The organism is Streptacidiphilus sp. MAP5-3 (genome assembly GCF_041262505.1).
In the GTDB taxonomy this organism is placed as follows: domain Bacteria; phylum Actinomycetota; class Actinomycetes; order Streptomycetales; family Streptomycetaceae; genus Streptacidiphilus.
This window is the reverse complement of the sequence record NZ_JBGCCL010000003.1, coordinates 268,442-284,606: the sequence shown is the minus strand read 5'-3', so window position 1 is coordinate 284,606 and position 16,165 is coordinate 268,442. Positions and strand designations below refer to the sequence as shown.

Sequence of the window (16,165 nt, the reverse complement as noted above, 5' to 3'; positions counted from 1 at the left end):
GGCACGCGTCTACTCCTTCCGCACAGCGACCGCGAGGTGGCCGGAGGAGTCGAGGACGGCGAGGTCGCCGGAGACGTCGGTGCGCAGCACGGTCGCGCCGAAGGCGTGGAGCAGCTGGAGGGTGCTCGGCGCCGGGTGACCGTAGGTGTTATCGGCGCCGACGGAGATCAGGGCGAGGCGCGGGTGGAGGGCCGCGAGGAGCGCCGGGTCCTGCTTGGCGGAGCCGTGGTGGGCGACCTTCAGCACGTCGACGTCGCGCAGTTGCGGGTAGGCGGGCAGGTCCGCGAGCAGGCGCTGCTGGGCGGGAGGTTCGAGGTCGCCGAGGAGGGCGATGCGCAGCGGCGGCAGGTGGGAGCCGGGGTCGCCGAGCGCGAGGGTGACCAGGAGGGCGACGGAGGCGTTGTTGGGCCCGTGCGGCGGAAGCCGGGCGGCGTCGGGCCAGAGGACCTGCCAGCGGAGCCGCCCCATGCTCCGGTTCTCCCCGCGCGAGGCGCGCAGCACCGGGACGCCGTCGGCCGCCGCCCAGCGGCGGACGCGGGCGTACTCGGCGGGCGGGTCGTCGACCGTGGTGGTCTCGATCGCGCCGACGTGGCGGTCCCGCAGCACGCCAGGCAGGCCCTCGACGTGGTCCGCGTGATCGTGCGTCAGGATCACCAGGGCGAGGGTGGTCACGCCGAGGGTGCGCAGGCAGGCATCGACGGCGTGGGGATCGGGACCGGCGTCGACCAGCAGCGCCGTGGACGGCTCGTCCCCCGACGACAGGACGAGTGCGTCCCCCTGGCCGACGTCACAGGCGACCAGCCGCCAGCCCTCCGGCGGCCAGCCGGTGGCGAAGCGGGTCAGCGGCGCGGGCCGGAGCAGGGCGAGCACCAGGGCCAACGCGAGCACGCCGGCGACCACCGGATGACGCAGCACGGTCGCGGCGGCGACCAGCGCGCAGGTGACGGCCACGAGCAGCAGCGCGCCCCACCAGCCGCCGGGCCAGGCGATCTCCGCGCCGGGCAGCGAGGCCCCGAACCGGGCCAGCGCGATGAGTGCGGCGACGGGAAGCGCCGCGAGCCTGGCGATCCACTGGGCGAGGGTGAGCGAGACGGGGGCTGCCGCGAGGGCGGCGAAGCCCAGCACGGTGGCAGGGGCGACGCAGAGCTCGGCCAGCAGGTTGCAGGGGATGGCGACCAGGCTGATCCGTGCCGCGCGCAGCACCAGCAGCGGACCGACCCAGGCCTGGGCCGCGGCCGCGGCGCCGAGGGGCTCGGCGAACCGCTCGGGCATGCCGTGCCGGTGGAGCGCAGCCGTCCAGCGCGGGCCGACGGTGATCAGCCCGGCCGTGGCCAGGGCGGACAGGGCGAAGCCGTAGGAGTGCGCCAGCGCCGGATCCGCGAGGATCAGCAGCAGCGTCGCGCCGGAGAGGGCGGGCAGCGGCGCGGCCCGGCGGCCGGTGGCGAGGCCCAGCAGCATCACCAGGCAGGTGGCGGAGGCCCGCAGCACGGACGGCTCCGGGCGGCTGAGGACGACGAAGCCGCCGATGAGCAGCACGCCGCCGACCGCGCCGACGCGCAACCGCAGGCCGAGCCGGGCGGCGAGGCCACCACGCTCCGGGGTCCGGGCGCGGGAGGCGCGTCCGATCAGCAGCACCATCAGGATCGACAGGTTGGATCCGCTGACGGCCACCAGATGGCTGAGGTCGGTGGCGGAGAAGACGTCGTCCAGGTCGGCGGTCATGGCGCTGGCGTCGCCGTCGACCAGGCCCGGAAGCAGCGCCCGTTCGTCCGGGTCGAGCGGCGCGACGGCGCGACGCAGTCCGGCGCGGAGTGATCCGGCGGCGCGCTCGACGACGTTGGGCGGGCCGAGCACGCGGGGCTGATCGGTCGTCAGCAGGGTGGCGACCAGGTCCGGTGTGGCGTTCGGACCGGGCGGCCGGGCACGGGCGGTGACGACGACCTCGGTGGACGGCAGCAGCCCGAGCCAGGCGCGGGCGGCCTGGCCGCGCACCACCACGGCGACGGGCGAGCGGGTGGCCGTCCCGCCGACGCGGACCACGGCCGCCCGCAGCGCGGTGGAGCCGTCGGCGTCGCGGGTGTGCGGGTCGGTGTTGACCAACAGCCGCACCTCGGCGGGGCGTCCGGTCCTGGCCAACTCCGCGACCGGGCCCCGGTGCAGCGCCACCCCGGCGAGGCCGGTACTGAAGCACGCGGCGGCGGCGCTGAGCAGCAGCGCGCCGACGGAGCGCCAACGCGCCCGTCGCAGCAGCAGGGCCGCGCCGACGGCGAACGCACCCGCGGCGACGAACATCGCGTCGGTGTGGGAGCCGTGGAGACAGAGCAGCAGGGCGGTCACCGCCCAGACGACGGCAGCGGGCCCGGTGAGCCGCAGGTCCAGCGGCGGCGGCTCGGCCTTCGCCGTCGCGCGGGTGGCCTTGCCGCGCGTGGCCCTGCCGCTCACAGCTTTGCCGCTCATGGGCGGAGCTGGGAACGGAGGTCCTCGAGTCGGCGCTCGCCAAAGCCGGGGACCTGGCGGAGCTGGTCGACGGACTGGAAACCGCCGTGCTGCTCCCGGAACTGGATGATGCGCCCGGCCAGCACCGGGCCGACCCCGGGCAGCGCATCGAGCTGGGCCCCGGTGGCCGCGTTGAGACTGAGCGGCCCGGAGGCGCGCGACGCTCCGGGCCCGCCCTGACCGGCCGGAGCGCCCGGGCCGACGATGATCTCCTCGCCGTCGTTGACCTTGCGGGCGAGGTTCAGCCCCGTCAGATCGGTGCCGGGGAGCGGGCCTCCCGCCGCGTTGATCGCGTCCTGGACCCGTGAGCCCGGCGGCAGCGTCCGCAGGCCCGGCGCGCGGACCTTGCCGGAGACGTCGACGACCAGCTCGGCGATGGCCGTCGTCGACGGCGCGGGCGATCCGGGCGGCCCGGGCTGCGCCGGCGGCACGGGCGCTCCCGCCGCCGGCGAGCTCGTCGAGGTCGGCGCCACCGCCACGGCCGCCCCCTCCACAGCCGGGGCAGGCACGGCGACCGGCTCCGGCCGCCCGGCCCAGAAGTGCTGCACGCCGTACCCGAGCGCCAGGACCAGCAGCACGGCCAAGCCGATGACGGCGCGCCGGTCCAGATCCCAGCGCTCCTTGAGCGCGAGCCCGAAGGAGAGACGAACGCGCGGTGAGGTGGGCGCATGCGGTGAGGTGGGCGAGTGGGGTGGTGACGGCGAGTGGGGAGGATCCGAGGTCGCCGGGCCCAGGGACGGCTGGGCGAGGGACGGCTGGTCGATGGGCGGGCTGACGGACGGGAGCGGCTGCTGCGGGCCGAAGAGGGTGTCGACGCGGTGGCGGACCAGCGCGGCCGTCTCCTCGCGACGGGCCCGGGCGGCGGGGGTGAGCAGGGTTCGCATGCCGCAGACGTTAGGAGCCGCGACCCCCGTACCGGGCAAGTGAACTGACGGCCTGTGGACAACCCGGCCCTGTGGAAAACCCGCTCACCCGCAGGAGTGAGGAGCCAGGGGAGAACAACTACAACGCGGCGTCCTCCGGCAGGAACTGGCAGGCGCAGTGGCGGCAGTAGAGCTGCCGCTCCCAGTCGGCGCGGATCCGCCTCGCGCCGTCCACCGCACGGGACACGACGAAGCCGACCACCGCGCCGGTGAGCAGGAGCAGCATCCCGAGCACCGTGTTCCCCGAGGCGAAGGCGAACACGCCCAGCACGGCGACCGCAGCCGGACCAGCGTAGCCGACCGCACGGGTCGGCGGCGGCGCGAGGGCGGCCTTGAGTTCGGCGTCCTGCGCCAGCGACCGCCAGAAGGCGTCCAGTTTGAAGACCTGTCCGGGGAGACCGCACCGGGGGCAGGCGAAGGCCATGGGTTCCTCCCTCCTCCTGCGAGGAGGTTGCCCACTCCTGTGCCGCACGATGCGCACGGCGGGACGCGCAGCGCGCGAAGCGGCTCAGCGCGGGGAGACGACCACCGCGAGCAGCCCCGGGCCGACGTGCGCGCCGATGACCGCGCCGACCTCCGAGACCGTCAGCTCGCCGAGGTGCGGGATCTGCTCGCGCAGCCGTTCGGCGAGCGCCTCGGCACGCTCGGGGGCGGCGAGGTGATGGACCGCCAGATCGACCTCGGCGGCGCCCGCGTGGGCGACGGCGAGCTCCTCCAGGCGGGCGATGGCGCGGCCCGCCGTGCGGACCTTCTCCAGCGGCTGGATCCGGCCGTCGGCCAGGTGCAGCAGCGGCTTGACGGCGAGGGCGGAGCCCAGCATCGCGCGGGCCGCGCCGATCCGGCCGCCGCGCCGCAGGTACTCCAGGGTGTCCACGTAGAAGAAGCCCGCCGTGCCCTTGGCACGGGTGGACGCGGCCTCGACCGCCTGGTCGGCGGTGCCGCCGGAGCGGGCGACCTCGGCCGCCGCGAGGACGCAGAAGCCGAGCGCCATGGCGACCATCCGCGTGTCCACCACGCGTACCGGCAGCGGGGCGTCTTCCGCGGCCAGCAGGGCCGCCTCGTAGGTGCCGGAGAACTCCGCCGACAGGTGCAGTGAGACGATCTCCGTCGCGCCGCGTTCGGCCGCCGCGCGGTAGGCCGCCGCGAACTCCTCGGGGTTGGGACGCGAGGTGGTGACCGGTCCCTTGGCGCGCAGCGCGGCGGCGACCTCGCCGGGCGAGACCTCGGTGCCCTCCGCCAGGACCCGGTCGCCGATCACCACGCTGAGCGGGACGACGGAGATCCCGTAGCGGTCCACCGCGTCGGCCGGAAGGTACGCCGTGGAGTCGGTGAGGATCGCGAGGGACATGGCCTGGAGGTTACCCGCCGATGGACCGGAAGGGACAGGCGAACCTGCCCCTTCCGGAGGGATATTTATCGTTTTCTCCGACCGGCTTGCGACGGCCGGACACGAGATCGAACCGGCCGAGAATTCGAGCCGGACCGACGAGCGAGCCGGACGGGAGAGCGAGCCGGACGACTCAGATGACGATGTTGACCAGCTTCGGCGCGCGGACGATCACCTTGCGCACCTCCGCGCCGCCCAGGGCCGCGACGACGGCCGGGTCGGCCAGCGCCAGCGCCTCCAGCTCGGCGTCGCCGATCGCCGGCGGGACCTCCAGGCGGGCCTTGACCTTGCCCTTGACCTGGACGACGCAGGTCACCGAGTCCTCGACCAGGTACGCCGCGTCGGCCTCGGGCAGCTGGGCGTGGACCAGCGAGTCCTCGTGGCCCAGCTTCTCCCACAGCTCCTCGGCGATGTGCGGGGCCAGCGGGGCGACCAGCAGCACCGCCTGCTCGGCCACGGCACGCGGCGTCGAGCCGCGCTTGACCAGGAAGTTGTTCAGCTCGGTGGCCTTGGCGACCGCCGTGTTGAAGCGCAGGTTGGCCATGTCGGTGCGGACGCCGTCGATCGCCTTGTTCAGCGCGCGCAGTGTCTCCTCATCCGGAGTCTCGTCGGTGACGACGACCGCGCCGGTCTCCTCGTCGACCACGGTGCGCCACAGACGCTGCAGGAAGCGGAACGAGCCGACCACGGCGCGGGTGTCCCAGGGACGGGAGACGTCCAGCGGGCCCATCGCCATCTCGTACAGGCGCAGCGTGTCGACGCTGTACTCGGAGGTGACCTCCTCCGGCGCGACGACGTTCTTCAGCGACTTGCCGATCTTGCCGATCTCGCGGCTGACCGGCTTGTCCTCGAAGTACCAGACGCCGTCCCGCTCCTCGACCTCGGCGGCCGGGACCGGGAAGCCGCGCTCGTCGCGGTAGACGTAGGCCTGGATCATGCCCTGGTTGAACAGCTTGTGGAACGGCTCGCAGGAGCTGACGTGGCCCAGGTCGAACAGCACCTTGTGCCAGAAGCGCGCGTACAGCAGGTGCAGCACGGCGTGCTCGGCGCCGCCGACGTACAGGTCGACGCCGCCGGCCTGCTTGGCCTCGGTCGGGCCCATCCAGTAGGACTCGTTGACCGGGTTGACGACCTCGGTGTCGTCCTCCGGGTCCACGTAGCGCAGCTCGTACCAGCACGAACCGGCCCAGTTGGGCATGGTGTTGGTCTCGCGGCGGTACTGCTTCGGCCCGTCGCCCAGGTCCAGGGTGACGTTGACCCACTCCTCGGCGCGCGACAGCGGCGTCTCCGGCCGGGTGTCGGCGTCGTCCGGGTCGAAGGTGCGCGGCGAGTAGTCCTCGATCTCGGGCAGCTCGACCGGCAGCATCGACTGCGGCAGCGAGTGCGCGACGCCGTCCTCGTCGTAGACGATCGGGAACGGCTCGCCCCAGTAGCGCTGACGGCTGAACAGCCAGTCGCGCAGCTTGAAGTTGACGGTGCTTTCGCCGATGCCCTGGGAGTCCAGCCACTCGGTGACGGCCTTCTTGGCGTCTACGACGCCCAGGCCGTCCAGCGAGACGAAGTCGTTCTTGGAGTTGACGATGGCGGCGTCGTAGGAGTCGAACGAGTCGTCCCACGTCGACGGGTCGGTGCCGCGCTCGTCGCTCGGCTGGACGACGCAGCGCATCGGCAGCCGGAACGCGCGGGCGAAGGCGAAGTCGCGGCTGTCGTGCGCCGGGACGGCCATGATGGCGCCGGTGCCGTAGCCCATCAGCACGTAGTCGGCGATGAAGACCGGCACCTGCTCGCCGCTGACCGGGTTGACCGCGTAGGCGCCGGTGAAGACACCGGTCTTGACCTTGGCGTCGGCCTGGCGCTCGATGTCGGACTTGGCGGCGGCGGTACGGCGGTAGGCGGCGACGGCCTCGGCGGGTGTGGCGAAGCCGCCGGTCCACTCGGTCGGCAGGTTCCCCGACGGCTGCGTCGGCCACGCGGCCGGCATGATCGACTCGACCAGCTCGTGCTCGGGCGCCAGCACCATGTAGGTGGCGCCGAACAGGGTGTCAGGACGGGTGGTGAAGACGGTGATCGCCGCCTCGCCGTCCGCTGCGCCGTCGGCCCCGGCGGTCCGGTGGACCGTGAAGTCGACCTTGGCGCCCTCGGAGCGGCCGATCCAGTTGCGCTGCTGCAGCTTGATGGCCTCGGGCCAGTCCAGCAGGTCCAGGTCGTCGATCAGACGGTCCGCGTAAGCGGTGATCCGCATCATCCACTGGCGCAGGTTGGCCTTGAAGACGGGGAAGTTGCCGCGCTCGGAGCGGCCGTCGGCGGTGACCTCCTCGTTGGCCAGCACGGTGCCCAGGCCCGGGCACCAGTTGACCGGGGCCTGCTTGACGAAGGCCAGGCGGTACTCGCTCAGCACCTCGTCCCGCTCGGCCGGGGTCAGCGCGGACCACGCGCGGCCGTCCGGGGTGGCCTTGGCGCCGGAGGCGAACAGCTCGACCAGCTCGCTGATCGGGCGCGCCGAAGCGGCCTCGGGGTCGTACCAGGAGTTGAAGATCTGCAGGAAGATCCACTGGGTCCACTTGTAGTACGACGGGTCGATCGTGGAGATCGAGCGCCGCAGGTCGTGGCCCAGACCCAGGCTGCGCAGCTGCTCCCGGTACTTGGCGATGTTGGCCTCGGTGGTCACCCGCGGGTGGGTGCCGGTCTGCACCGCGTACTGCTCGGCCGGCAGGCCGAAGGCGTCGAAGCCCATGGTGTGCAGCACGTTGTGACCGGTCATCCGCAGGTGGCGGGCGTAGACGTCGGTGGCGATGTACCCCAGCGGGTGACCGACGTGCAGACCGGCGCCCGAGGGGTACGGGAACATGTCCATGATGAACGCGTGCGGACGCTCGGCGGTGTCGTGGCCGGCGGCCTCGGCCAGCGGTCCGACCGGGTTCGGGGCGGCGAAGACGCCGTCCTTCTCCCAGCGGTCCTGCCAGCGGGCCTCGATCTGCGCCGCCAGGGCGTGGGTGTACCGGTACGGAGCGGCGGCTGCCGCCTCGGGGGTGCTCTCGCTCATCGTCCTCAGACTCCAGGGGTGCCAGCTCGGAAAGAAGGATTTAGCCGGAAAACGAAAAAACCCCTCGTCCAGGAGGGGTCGCCACGCTGACTCCGGCCGTCTCTTCTTCCTGGCCGGTCCTTGTCAGCGCGGCCGGCTAAGGAGCAGGCGCGCGGTTCGCATGGCGCAAGGGTAGCAGGGCGGTCAGTTGCACAGTTTGGGGGCGCGGGGAACTGCGCGGGCCTCACGCCCCCAAACGACGTGCGGCTACCTCGCCGCGGGAACGCCCTTGCTCGCGCCGAAGGATGCCAAGTAGTCCTGCGACGGGGAGCCGACGCCGGTGACCTCGTCGTAGCCCGCCGTCGCGTGGAGCGACGAGTCGTGGCCCAGCGCACGCAGCGACGTCACCGTGCCGTCCATCGCGTCGACGCTGTTGCGGTAGTCGACGCGGACATCCGCCAGCTGGACGTTCTTGCCGTACGGGGTGTCGGTAACGTCGTGCAGCGCCTGCGTGCCGTACCGCTGGTAGATCGCCGGGTCGGCGAAACCGAGCGGGCGGCCGGCGGCCTGCTCGGCGAGGGCCTGCATGCCCGCGAACAGCGGGGCGGCCAGGCTCGTGCCGCCGATGCGGTACTCGCTGTAGGCGGTCGTGTTGTTGGGGAAGGTCTGGGTCTGGCCGACCACGAAGCCGGTGTTGGGGTCGGCGTCCGCCGCGACGTCGGGGACGGTGCGGTGGCCGCCGGCCAGGGTCGACGGGACCACACCCTGTTGCCAACTCGGCTCGGCCGTACGGGCGCTGACCCCGCCGCCGCCGCCGGAGAGGAACGCGCCGGGCAGGCTCGCCCAGGTCTTGCCGGACGCGGAGAGCAGCGCCTTGTCGGTGCCCCAGCCGGTCTCGAACTCGTACTGGCCGTTGGCGCCGACAGCGAGCGAGGTCCCGCCGACGGCGGTGACCCACGGGAGCGATGCGGGGACGTCCGTCTGCTTGGTGCCGGTCGCGGCCTGCTCGTCGCCGTTGTCGCCGCTGGAGAAGTAGAAGCCGACGCCCTCGTTGGCGCCGGTCTCGAAGATCTGGTCGTAGACGGGGTCCTGGGAGGGGTCGCTGGCGTTCTCCGGCTCGCCCCAGGAGTCGCTGACGATGGTCGCCAGCTTGCTGTCGACGATCTTGTTCAACGCGTCGACCAGGTCATTGTCCTGGCAGGAGGCCGCGCCGACATAGGTGACGCCGGCGGCGGGAGCCATCGCGTGCAGGGCCTCGACGTCGAGCGTCTGCTCGCCGTACCAGCCGGAGGCACCGCAGCCGTCGGGCGTCTTCGGGGTGTTGGGCTCGGTGTTGGTCCAGGTCGGCGCGTCGTCGCGGACCAGCTGGCCCGCGGTGTACGCGGCGTCGCCGTGCGCGGAGGCGTACCGCGCGGCGTCGGAGAGCAGCGTCGGGGAGTCGTAGGCGTCGACCACCGCGACCCGGACGCCCGCGCCGGTCAGGCCGCTCGCCGTGGCGCCGTAGGCACTGCGCAACTGGGCGCCGGTGTAGCCCTTGACCACGTACGGCATGGTGCGCCCGTACGCCTTGGGGGTGCTGCTCGCCGGGTTCTGCCCGTAGTAGGCGGACGTCGGCGGGGCGTTGACGAACGCGGTGGCCGGGCCGGGGAGGGTGTCGCGGCGGCCGTGCCGGACCTCGTGCGGGGAGGTGTCCAGACCGGTGACGGCCAGGACGTCGCCCGCGACGATGGCGGGGACGCTGGCCGGCCCGTCGGGAGCGGTCCAGACGTGGCCGTGCTTGCGATAGGCGTGCAGCCGGGCGCCGAAGGCGCGGAGCGCGGAGCCCGCGTCGCCGTGGACCGTCACGTAGTGGGCGTCGGTCGCGACGACGCGGAAGCCCGCGCCGGTGAGCCAGGCGCCGACCGCGTCGCGCTGGGCCTGGGTCGGCGCGTACCGCTGCTGGATCTGTTGCGGCGTCAGATAGTGCGCGTACATGTGCGATCGGGGATCGGAGACGGCGCGGGCGCGGGCCGCCAGCCCGGCACTGTCGCGATCGGCGAGGTAGACGCGGACGGTGACCGCGGAGGAGGCGGGGACCCGGCCCTCGTCGTGAGCCTGCGCCGCGGTCCAGGCGGGGGCGGAGCCGGGCAGCGGAATCCGCTCCGGGCGGGACGAGTCCGCGGCGGCGCCCGCGGGAAGCGCGGCAGCGGCCGTGACGCCCGCGCACACCAGGGCGGCCGTGACCGCCAGGAGCCTTACACGTCGCATGGGACGAACACCTCTCTTGTCGTGCAGGTCCGACCCGGTGCGGACATGCGATCGACTGGAGGATGCGCTTTGTGAGGGGGGTCGCTGCAGCGCTGCGGCTGATCGCGCCGATGATCGACTGATTATTCATCAGTTCGTGCTACTTGTCGGCCTGTCTGCACGGACGCTCCCGCAGGCCTGCCCGCACGCGCATCGGGACGCATGCCGGCACACATGCCGAAGGGCCGACATCCGTATCGGATACCGGCCCTTCGATCTCGTCTTGTGGAGCTATGGGGAATTGAACCCCAGACCTCTTGCATGCCATGCAAGCGCTCTACCAACTGAGCTATAGCCCCGCGTTTCCGCCTCCCGGCGATGCGCCTACTGTACACGTTCGCAGACACCGCCCACCAATCCGTTTCGGGCGCGAGGGAGCCGCCGCCGTCAGCTCCGTCGTGGTCAGATCCGCCGCTGTCAGTGGGGTCCGGCAGGATGGAGGGCATGACGACCGTCTCAGTCGATCGCCGCGCGCAGCTCGCCGAGTTCCTCAAGGCCCGACGGGCGCGGGTGACGCCCGAGCAGGTCGGGATGGCTCCCGGGCCGCAGGCGCGGCGGCGGACGCCGGGTCTGCGGCGCGAGGAGGTGGCGCAGCTCGCCGGGGTCGGGGTGACCTGGTACACGTGGCTGGAGCAGGGGCGGCCGATCAACGCCAGCGAGCAGGTGCTGGCGGCCATCGCGCGCACCCTCCAGCTGGACCTGGCCGAGCAGGCCCACCTCTTCCGGCTGGCCGGCCTGCGCCCGGACGTGCCGGACTCGGACGAGTGCGCCACGCAGCCCCAGGTGCAGGCGATCCTGGACGCGCTGGACCCGCTGCCCGCGGCGATCAGCAGCGCCCGCTACGACATCCTGCGCTGGAACGCGGGCTACGAGGCGATCTTCCCGGGCGCGACGCTGACCGACGCCTACCGCCGCAACGCGCTCTGGGCCGCCGCCGTGGTCCCGGAGTGCTGCAGCGTCTTCGTCAACCGCGACGAGGAGCTGCCGCGCATGATCGCGGTACTGCGGTCCGCCTACGGCGAGCACGTGGGCGAGCCGGAGTGGGAGCGGTTCATCGCCGACCTCACCGCCGCCAGCGCGGATTTCGCGCGGCTCTGGGCGCAGCAGGACGTCGCGCTGCAGTCGTCGCGGCTGAAGATATTCCGGCACCACGCCGTGGGCGAACTCCGGATGACCGCGACCAGCATGCAGGTGCTCGGCATGCCCACGGCCCGGATGGTCGTCTACACGCCCAACGACGCAGAGACGCAGGAGCGGATCACCTTCCTCCAGTCCCACCCCGGCCTGGCGAGGGTGGACCACACCCACTGAACGACAGCGCCCACTGGACGACCGCACCCGCCGAACGCAGAACCGCCCCCGGCGGGAGCCGGAGGCGGTTCATTCGCTGTGGAGCTATGGGGAATTGAACCCCAGACCTCCTGCATGCCATGCAGGCGCTCTACCAACTGAGCTATAGCCCCGTGAGGGTACCGACGATGTGCAATTGTTTTGCGTGGAGCTATGGGGAATTGAACCCCAGACCTCTTGCATGCCATGCAAGCGCTCTACCAACTGAGCTATAGCCCCGCGTTCCTGCGAACGAAGAAGACTTTAGCGGTTGTGGGGCCGAACTGTGAAATCCGACCCCGCCCGCGACCTGCGGAAGCTCTCAGGTGTCGTCGCCGATGACCGGCTCCGGGAGAGTCCCCGCGTTGTGCTCCTCCAGGCGCCAGCCGCGGTAGCCGCGGCCCAGCACCGACCAGCAGCAGTTGGAGAGGCCGCCCAGCGCCTCCCAACTGCTCGGCTCCAGGCCGATCATGCGGCCGATGGCCATCCGGATCGTGCCGCCGTGGCTGACCACGACGAGCGTGCCGCCGTCCGGCAGCCCCTCGACCGCGTCGGCGACCACCGGGACCGCACGGTCGGCGACCTCCGTGTGGAGCTCGCCGCCACCGCGGCGGACCGGCTCGCCCTGCTTCCAGAGCCGGTACTCCTCGGCGTACTGCGCCCGGATCTCCTCGTTGGTCAGGCCCTGCCAGGTGCCCGCGAAGGTCTCCCGCAGGCCGGGGTCGTGCTTGACCCCCAGGCCGGTGACCTCCGCCAGCTGCTGCGCCGTCGCGGCGGCCCGCTGGAGGTCGGAGGAGACGATCGCGTCCGGGTTCAGCGCGGCCAGCAGGCGCGCGGCACGGCGCGCCTGGGCCAGACCGGTCTCCGTCAGCGGGATGTCGGTGCTGCCCTGGAAACGACCTTCGAGGTTCCACGACGTCTGGCCGTGCCGCCAGAAGACGACACGGCGTCCGCCGTTCCGGCCGCTCAGCGCCGGACCTTCGCTGCCTCGGCGGCGAGCACCGCCTCGACGTGGGCGAACTCACTCGGCTGCTCGACCGGGGCCTCGTCCGACTCCTCGGCGCGCTTGCGGCTGGCCTTGGCGTCCTCCGGCAGCTCCAGCTCGGGGCAGTCCTTCCAGAGCCGCTCCAGGCTGTAGTAGGCGCGCTCCTCGGAGTGCTGGACGTGGACGACGATGTCCAGGTAGTCGAGCAGGATCCAACGACCCTCCCGCTCGCCCTCGCGGCGGACGGGCTTGGCCTGGTGGTCCTTGGCCAGCTTCTCCTCGATCTCGTCCGCGATGGCCTTGACCTGGCGGTCGTTGGGCGCGGAGGCGAGGACGAAGGCGTCGGTGATGGCGAGGACCTCACTGACGTCGAAGGCGATGATGTTGTGGGCCAGCTTGTCGGCGGCGGCCTGGGCGGCTGCCTCGACGAGTTCGAGGGCCCGGTCAGTTGCGGTCACAAGGATCTCTCCGCTAGGGGACACGATCTGTCCAGGATCTCACGAACCGCGGACAGCCCGCGAAGGCGTTGGCTCACACCCCGGTCCCCACCGGGAGGAGCAGCACCTTCGCGGGCATCCACGCGACCGTGGGCAGGCCCGTCGGCTCAGTCGCCGACCATGCCGACTTCGAACATCGGCTAACTGCCGACCTTGAAGTCGTGGCCCAGCACCACCAGCAGGTCGACCGACTGGCTGCCGGGGGAGACCTTCTTGATCGCCGTAGTGGACAGACCCAGGTAGTTGGCCAGGGTCTGTGCGTCCTTCAGGCGGGAGTCGTCGGTGTAGGTGATCTCCGAGCTGCTGCGCTCGGACTGCTTGCCGCCGCCGGGAACCAGGGTGAAGCCTCCGTTGGTGACCGCGGCGTCGGCGTTGGTCAGCGCGTTGGACTTCCCCGAGGCGTCGACGATCTGTACCCGGGCTGCGACCTGCGCGCCGTTCTGCTTGACCTTGCCCGCGAGCAGCCCGGAGACCATGGACGCCGCGTCGCCGCCGAGCGTCCCGTTGCCCTGCACCGGCAGGGTCTCGGTGGAGTACGAGCCGGAGCGGGCGTCCGTGGACAACCGGGCCAACAGCGCGCCCAACTGGCTGTCGGAGAACGACGGGTCGGCGACCGCGCCCATCTCGTCGATCTTCGTCGCGGCCGACGTCGGGTCGGTCGGCATCGCCTTGATCAGCGCGGCCAGCACCTGGCCGAAGCGGTTCAGCTGCGCCTGCGCCGGCTCGCCCTTGCCCTGGTAGGTGGCGTAGGTCATGGCCGCCTGGCCGTTGAGGAGGTTCTGGCCCGGCGTGGCGACCTCCTTGCCGTTGACGGTGATGGGGACGTCGTTCTGGACCTGGACCCCGCCGACCAGGTCGACCAGGTTCTGCAGGAACGGCTCGTAGACGTCCCAGGTGCCGGAGACATCGGTGCCGAGCAGCGCGTTGATGCCGGTCCTGGTGGCGTCGGTGCCCTGGCTGTCGACGGCTGCGGAGAGCGGCAACAGCGTGCTGGACGAGTCCTGCGGGATGCCGAGCGTGCCGGGCAGCAGCATGGTCACGCCCTTGTCGGAGCTGGGCTCGGAGACCAGCAGGGCGCTGTAGACGTTCTTGTTCAGGTCGTGCAGGTGGACCGCGATGACCTCGCGCTGCGTGCTGGCTGCGACGGCGCCGGGCGAGGAGGAGAGGATCTTGCCGGTGGCCCAGAGGTAGCCGACGCCGCCGACGGCGATCAGGGCCAGCGCGACCAGGAGCGCCGTTCCCCTGCTGCGCATCTTGCGGCGCCGCTCGTCCCGGCGCTCGCCTCGGGTCTCGGAGAACTTGACCCAGTCGATGACGTCCTGGGAGTCCTCCTCCTCGTCGTCGACGAAGGTGAAGGAGTCGTCGGTGTAGGACTTGTCGTCGAGCGGCCCGGGGGCCTTGGGGGCCGCGGGGCCGGCGCTGGTCGGCGCGGCGGGGGGCTCGGGCTCGGTGACCCGGTACTGCTGCTCGGCGGTGTACTGCGGCTGCGCCGGCGCCTGCGGTGCGCTGACCGGGGGCGCGAACGAGCCGGTGTCGGCGGGACCGTAGTCCTGGTAGTAGTCCTGGCCCTGGTAGGACTGCTGGCCGCCGTAGCCGTTCTGCTCGCCGCCGTAGCCGCCCTGCCCGTAGCCCGGCTGCTGCTGGTAGGCCTGGCTGTAGCCGGGCTGCTGCTGGTAGCCGCCCTGCTCATGGCCCGACTGCTCATGGCCCGGCTGCGCGTACCCCTGCTGCCCGTGTCCCGGCTGCTCGTACCCCTGCTGCGCGCCGTACTGCACCTGCGCAGGCCGCTGCTGCTGCGAAGGGAAGACCCACTCGCCCGTGTAGGGGTCCTGGTACCCCTGCTCGTAGGAGTTCTGCTGCGGCACGCCGCCGTAGAACTCCTGGCCCTGGTCCCCCGGTCCCCTGCGGTCTGCGGTTCCGGTCACGCCGCCCCTATCCCAGTTCCCTTGTTCGGCCCGGTCGGCACTGTGTCTGCGTCCTCCTGGTCGAGATCGTCGACCAGGTCGGCGTAGAGGCGTCGCTTGTCGATGTAGCGCACCACGCCGTCGGGGACGAGGTACCAGACCGGTTCGCCCCGGGCGACCCGTACGCGGCAGTCGGTGGAGGAGATGGCCAGCGCCGGGACCTCCACCAGTGACACGCCGCCCTCGGGCAGACCGGGGTCCGTCAAAGTGTGCCCTGGCCGGGTCACTCCGATGAAGTGCGCCAGGTCGAAGAGTTCCTCGGCGTCGCGCCAGGAGAGGATCTGCTCCAGGGCGTCCGCGCCGGTGATGAAGAAGAGGTCCGCGTCCGGGTGCTCGCCCTGCAGCTCGCGGAGGGTGTCGATGGTGTACGTCGGCCCGCTGCGGTCGATGTCGATCCGGCTGACCGAGAACTGCGGGTTGGACGCCGTGGCGATGACCGTCATCAGATAGCGGTCCTCGGCGGGCGAGACCGGGCTGCCGGACTTCTGCCACGGCCTGCCGGTCGGCACGAAGACGACCTCGTCCAGCTGGAACAGGCTCGCCACCTCACTTGCGGCGACGAGGTGGCCGTGATGGATCGGGTCGAAGGTGCCGCCCATCACCCCGAGCCGCTTCTTCAGCGGCTCGACGGCACCGGCGGGAGCCTCGGCGTGCTCTCTCATAGGCGGCCACCCTACGCGATCCCGCCGGGCCACGACGCTGGGGTCTGTGGCCCGGCCCGGCGACCCTGCGGCGGGCCGCCGTCGCGGTGAACACGCCGTCAGGATCGCGCGAGGTTCTAGCGGTCCTTGTTGAAACGCGTGGTGATGAAGAGCAGCGTCAGCAGGATCAGCAGGGCGCCGCCACCGGTGAACCACGGCTGGAGCGAGTCGTGCATGCCATTGCCCTCGGCGAGCTGGGCGATCGCGGCTGTGGCGTGTGAGGTCATCTGAAGTCGGACTTTCTGACTCGGCGGCAGGTCTGGCTGGTGATGCTCATGCTACGCACTTCGCTCAGTCGCGGTAGCCGCGCAGCAGCACGAACGCCATGACGACCACTCCGACGATGGCAGCGATCACGAGCACCCGCAGGAACATGCCCGGACCGCTGCCGTTGGAGATGGCGGCGAGCTGGAGCAGCGCGTCGTTGGTGTGCATGGGGAAGCCCTTCGAACGGAGTGGTGGCGCCCTCCGAGAGTAGTCCTGGCCGACCGGGAACCCGACACCGGCCCGGAACGTCTCCCCCGTGAGGGGACGAGCAGTAGCGTGACCGCAGCGCACATGCAGCGAACACAAGT

At 72.0% G+C, this 16,165-nt stretch carries 12 protein-coding genes, 3 tRNA genes and 1 pseudogene; 1 reads left to right on the top strand and 15 read right to left on the bottom strand.

Going from position 1 to position 16,165, the window contains the following annotated elements; translation table 11 throughout:
• Positions 1–9: 9 nt before the first annotated feature.
• The 7 genes from ABH928_RS07555 to ABH928_RS07525 all read right to left on the bottom strand — a co-directional run bounded on the left by ABH928_RS07555 (position 10) and on the right by ABH928_RS07525 (position 10,413).
• Positions 10–2,457, bottom strand: a complete 2,448-nt coding sequence (locus tag ABH928_RS07555) for a ComEC/Rec2 family competence protein (protein WP_370063409.1) — start codon at positions 2,455–2,457, stop codon at positions 10–12.
• The gene (locus ABH928_RS07550; RefSeq protein WP_370063407.1) at positions 2,454–3,380 is read right to left on the bottom strand and encodes a helix-hairpin-helix domain-containing protein; all 927 of its coding nucleotides are present in this window, start codon (positions 3,378–3,380) and stop codon (positions 2,454–2,456) included. Before ABH928_RS07550 ends, ABH928_RS07555 begins: the two co-directional genes overlap by 4 nt.
• 118 nt (positions 3,381–3,498) lie before the next feature.
• Positions 3,499–3,843: a hypothetical protein gene (locus ABH928_RS07545; RefSeq protein ID WP_370063405.1), complete on the bottom strand. Its 345-nt coding sequence runs from the start codon at positions 3,841–3,843 to the stop codon at positions 3,499–3,501.
• Between the two features lie 84 nt (positions 3,844–3,927).
• Complete coding sequence (locus ABH928_RS07540; protein ID WP_370063403.1) at positions 3,928–4,767, bottom strand: DegV family protein; 840 nt, start codon at positions 4,765–4,767, stop codon at positions 3,928–3,930.
• Positions 4,768–4,939: 172 nt separating this feature from the next.
• Positions 4,940–7,849: a leucine--tRNA ligase gene (leuS, locus tag ABH928_RS07535; RefSeq protein ID WP_370063401.1), complete on the bottom strand. Its 2,910-nt coding sequence runs from the start codon at positions 7,847–7,849 to the stop codon at positions 4,940–4,942.
• 246 nt (positions 7,850–8,095) lie between these two features.
• On the bottom strand, positions 8,096–10,075 hold the full coding sequence (locus ABH928_RS07530) for a protease pro-enzyme activation domain-containing protein (protein ID WP_370063399.1): 1,980 nt from the start codon (positions 10,073–10,075) through the stop codon (positions 8,096–8,098).
• 265 nt (positions 10,076–10,340) lie between these two features.
• Positions 10,341–10,413: transfer RNA gene (locus tag ABH928_RS07525), tRNA-Ala, on the bottom strand.
• 145 nt (positions 10,414–10,558) lie between these two features.
• On the opposite strand from ABH928_RS07525, the gene ABH928_RS07520 reads away from it, so the two are divergent.
• The gene (locus ABH928_RS07520; protein WP_370063397.1) at positions 10,559–11,425 is read left to right on the top strand and encodes a helix-turn-helix transcriptional regulator; all 867 of its coding nucleotides are present in this window, start codon (positions 10,559–10,561) and stop codon (positions 11,423–11,425) included.
• A 79-nt stretch (positions 11,426–11,504) separates the two neighbouring features.
• Here ABH928_RS07520 and ABH928_RS07515 read toward each other — a convergent pair.
• The 8 genes and pseudogenes from ABH928_RS07515 to ABH928_RS07480 all read right to left on the bottom strand — a co-directional run bounded on the left by ABH928_RS07515 (position 11,505) and on the right by ABH928_RS07480 (position 16,025).
• Positions 11,505–11,577, bottom strand: a tRNA-Ala gene (locus ABH928_RS07515).
• A gap of 33 nt (positions 11,578–11,610) precedes the next feature.
• Positions 11,611–11,683: transfer RNA gene (locus tag ABH928_RS07510), tRNA-Ala, on the bottom strand.
• Positions 11,684–11,765: 82 nt separating this feature from the next.
• Positions 11,766–12,413 carry a histidine phosphatase family protein gene (locus ABH928_RS07505; protein WP_370063804.1) on the bottom strand — a complete coding sequence of 216 codons (648 nt, stop codon included), beginning with the start codon at positions 12,411–12,413 and terminating at the stop codon, positions 11,766–11,768.
• On the bottom strand, positions 12,410–12,886 hold the full coding sequence (gene rsfS / locus ABH928_RS07500; RefSeq protein WP_370063395.1) for a ribosome silencing factor: 477 nt from the start codon (positions 12,884–12,886) through the stop codon (positions 12,410–12,412). Before rsfS ends, ABH928_RS07505 begins: the two co-directional genes overlap by 4 nt.
• A 179-nt stretch (positions 12,887–13,065) precedes the next feature.
• Positions 13,066–14,850, bottom strand: coding sequence for a LytR C-terminal domain-containing protein (locus tag ABH928_RS07495; protein WP_370063394.1), 1,785 nt, complete (start codon positions 14,848–14,850; stop codon positions 13,066–13,068).
• An 83-nt stretch (positions 14,851–14,933) separates the two neighbouring features.
• Positions 14,934–15,551, bottom strand: a pseudogene (gene nadD, locus ABH928_RS07490) (nicotinate-nucleotide adenylyltransferase); the annotation flags it as partial.
• Positions 15,552–15,667: 116 nt separating this feature from the next.
• Positions 15,668–15,817, bottom strand: a complete 150-nt coding sequence (locus ABH928_RS07485; RefSeq protein ID WP_370063393.1) for a hypothetical protein — start codon at positions 15,815–15,817, stop codon at positions 15,668–15,670.
• 64 nt (positions 15,818–15,881) lie between these two features.
• Positions 15,882–16,025 carry a hypothetical protein gene (locus ABH928_RS07480; RefSeq protein ID WP_370063392.1) on the bottom strand — a complete coding sequence of 48 codons (144 nt, stop codon included), beginning with the start codon at positions 16,023–16,025 and terminating at the stop codon, positions 15,882–15,884.
• Between the last annotated feature and the right edge of the window lie 140 nt (positions 16,026–16,165).

What these genes read in the sequence shown, in the direction of transcription:
- leuS (WP_370063401.1), bottom strand. Translation starts at nt 7,849, where the DNA reads ATGAGCGAGAGCACCCCCGAGGCGGCAGCCGCCGCTCCGTACCGGTAC.
- ABH928_RS07520 (WP_370063397.1), top strand. Translation starts at nt 10,559, where the DNA reads ATGACGACCGTCTCAGTCGATCGCCGCGCGCAGCTCGCCGAGTTCCTC.
- ABH928_RS07530 (WP_370063399.1), bottom strand. Translation starts at nt 10,075, where the DNA reads ATGCGACGTGTAAGGCTCCTGGCGGTCACGGCCGCCCTGGTGTGCGCG.
- ABH928_RS07545 (WP_370063405.1), bottom strand. Translation starts at nt 3,843, where the DNA reads ATGGCCTTCGCCTGCCCCCGGTGCGGTCTCCCCGGACAGGTCTTCAAA.
- ABH928_RS07555 (WP_370063409.1), bottom strand. Translation starts at nt 2,457, where the DNA reads ATGAGCGGCAAAGCTGTGAGCGGCAGGGCCACGCGCGGCAAGGCCACC.
- ABH928_RS07480 (WP_370063392.1), bottom strand. Translation starts at nt 16,025, where the DNA reads ATGCACACCAACGACGCGCTGCTCCAGCTCGCCGCCATCTCCAACGGC.
- ABH928_RS07485 (WP_370063393.1), bottom strand. Translation starts at nt 15,817, where the DNA reads ATGACCTCACACGCCACAGCCGCGATCGCCCAGCTCGCCGAGGGCAAT.
- ABH928_RS07550 (WP_370063407.1), bottom strand. Translation starts at nt 3,380, where the DNA reads ATGCGAACCCTGCTCACCCCCGCCGCCCGGGCCCGTCGCGAGGAGACG.
- ABH928_RS07540 (WP_370063403.1), bottom strand. Translation starts at nt 4,767, where the DNA reads ATGTCCCTCGCGATCCTCACCGACTCCACGGCGTACCTTCCGGCCGAC.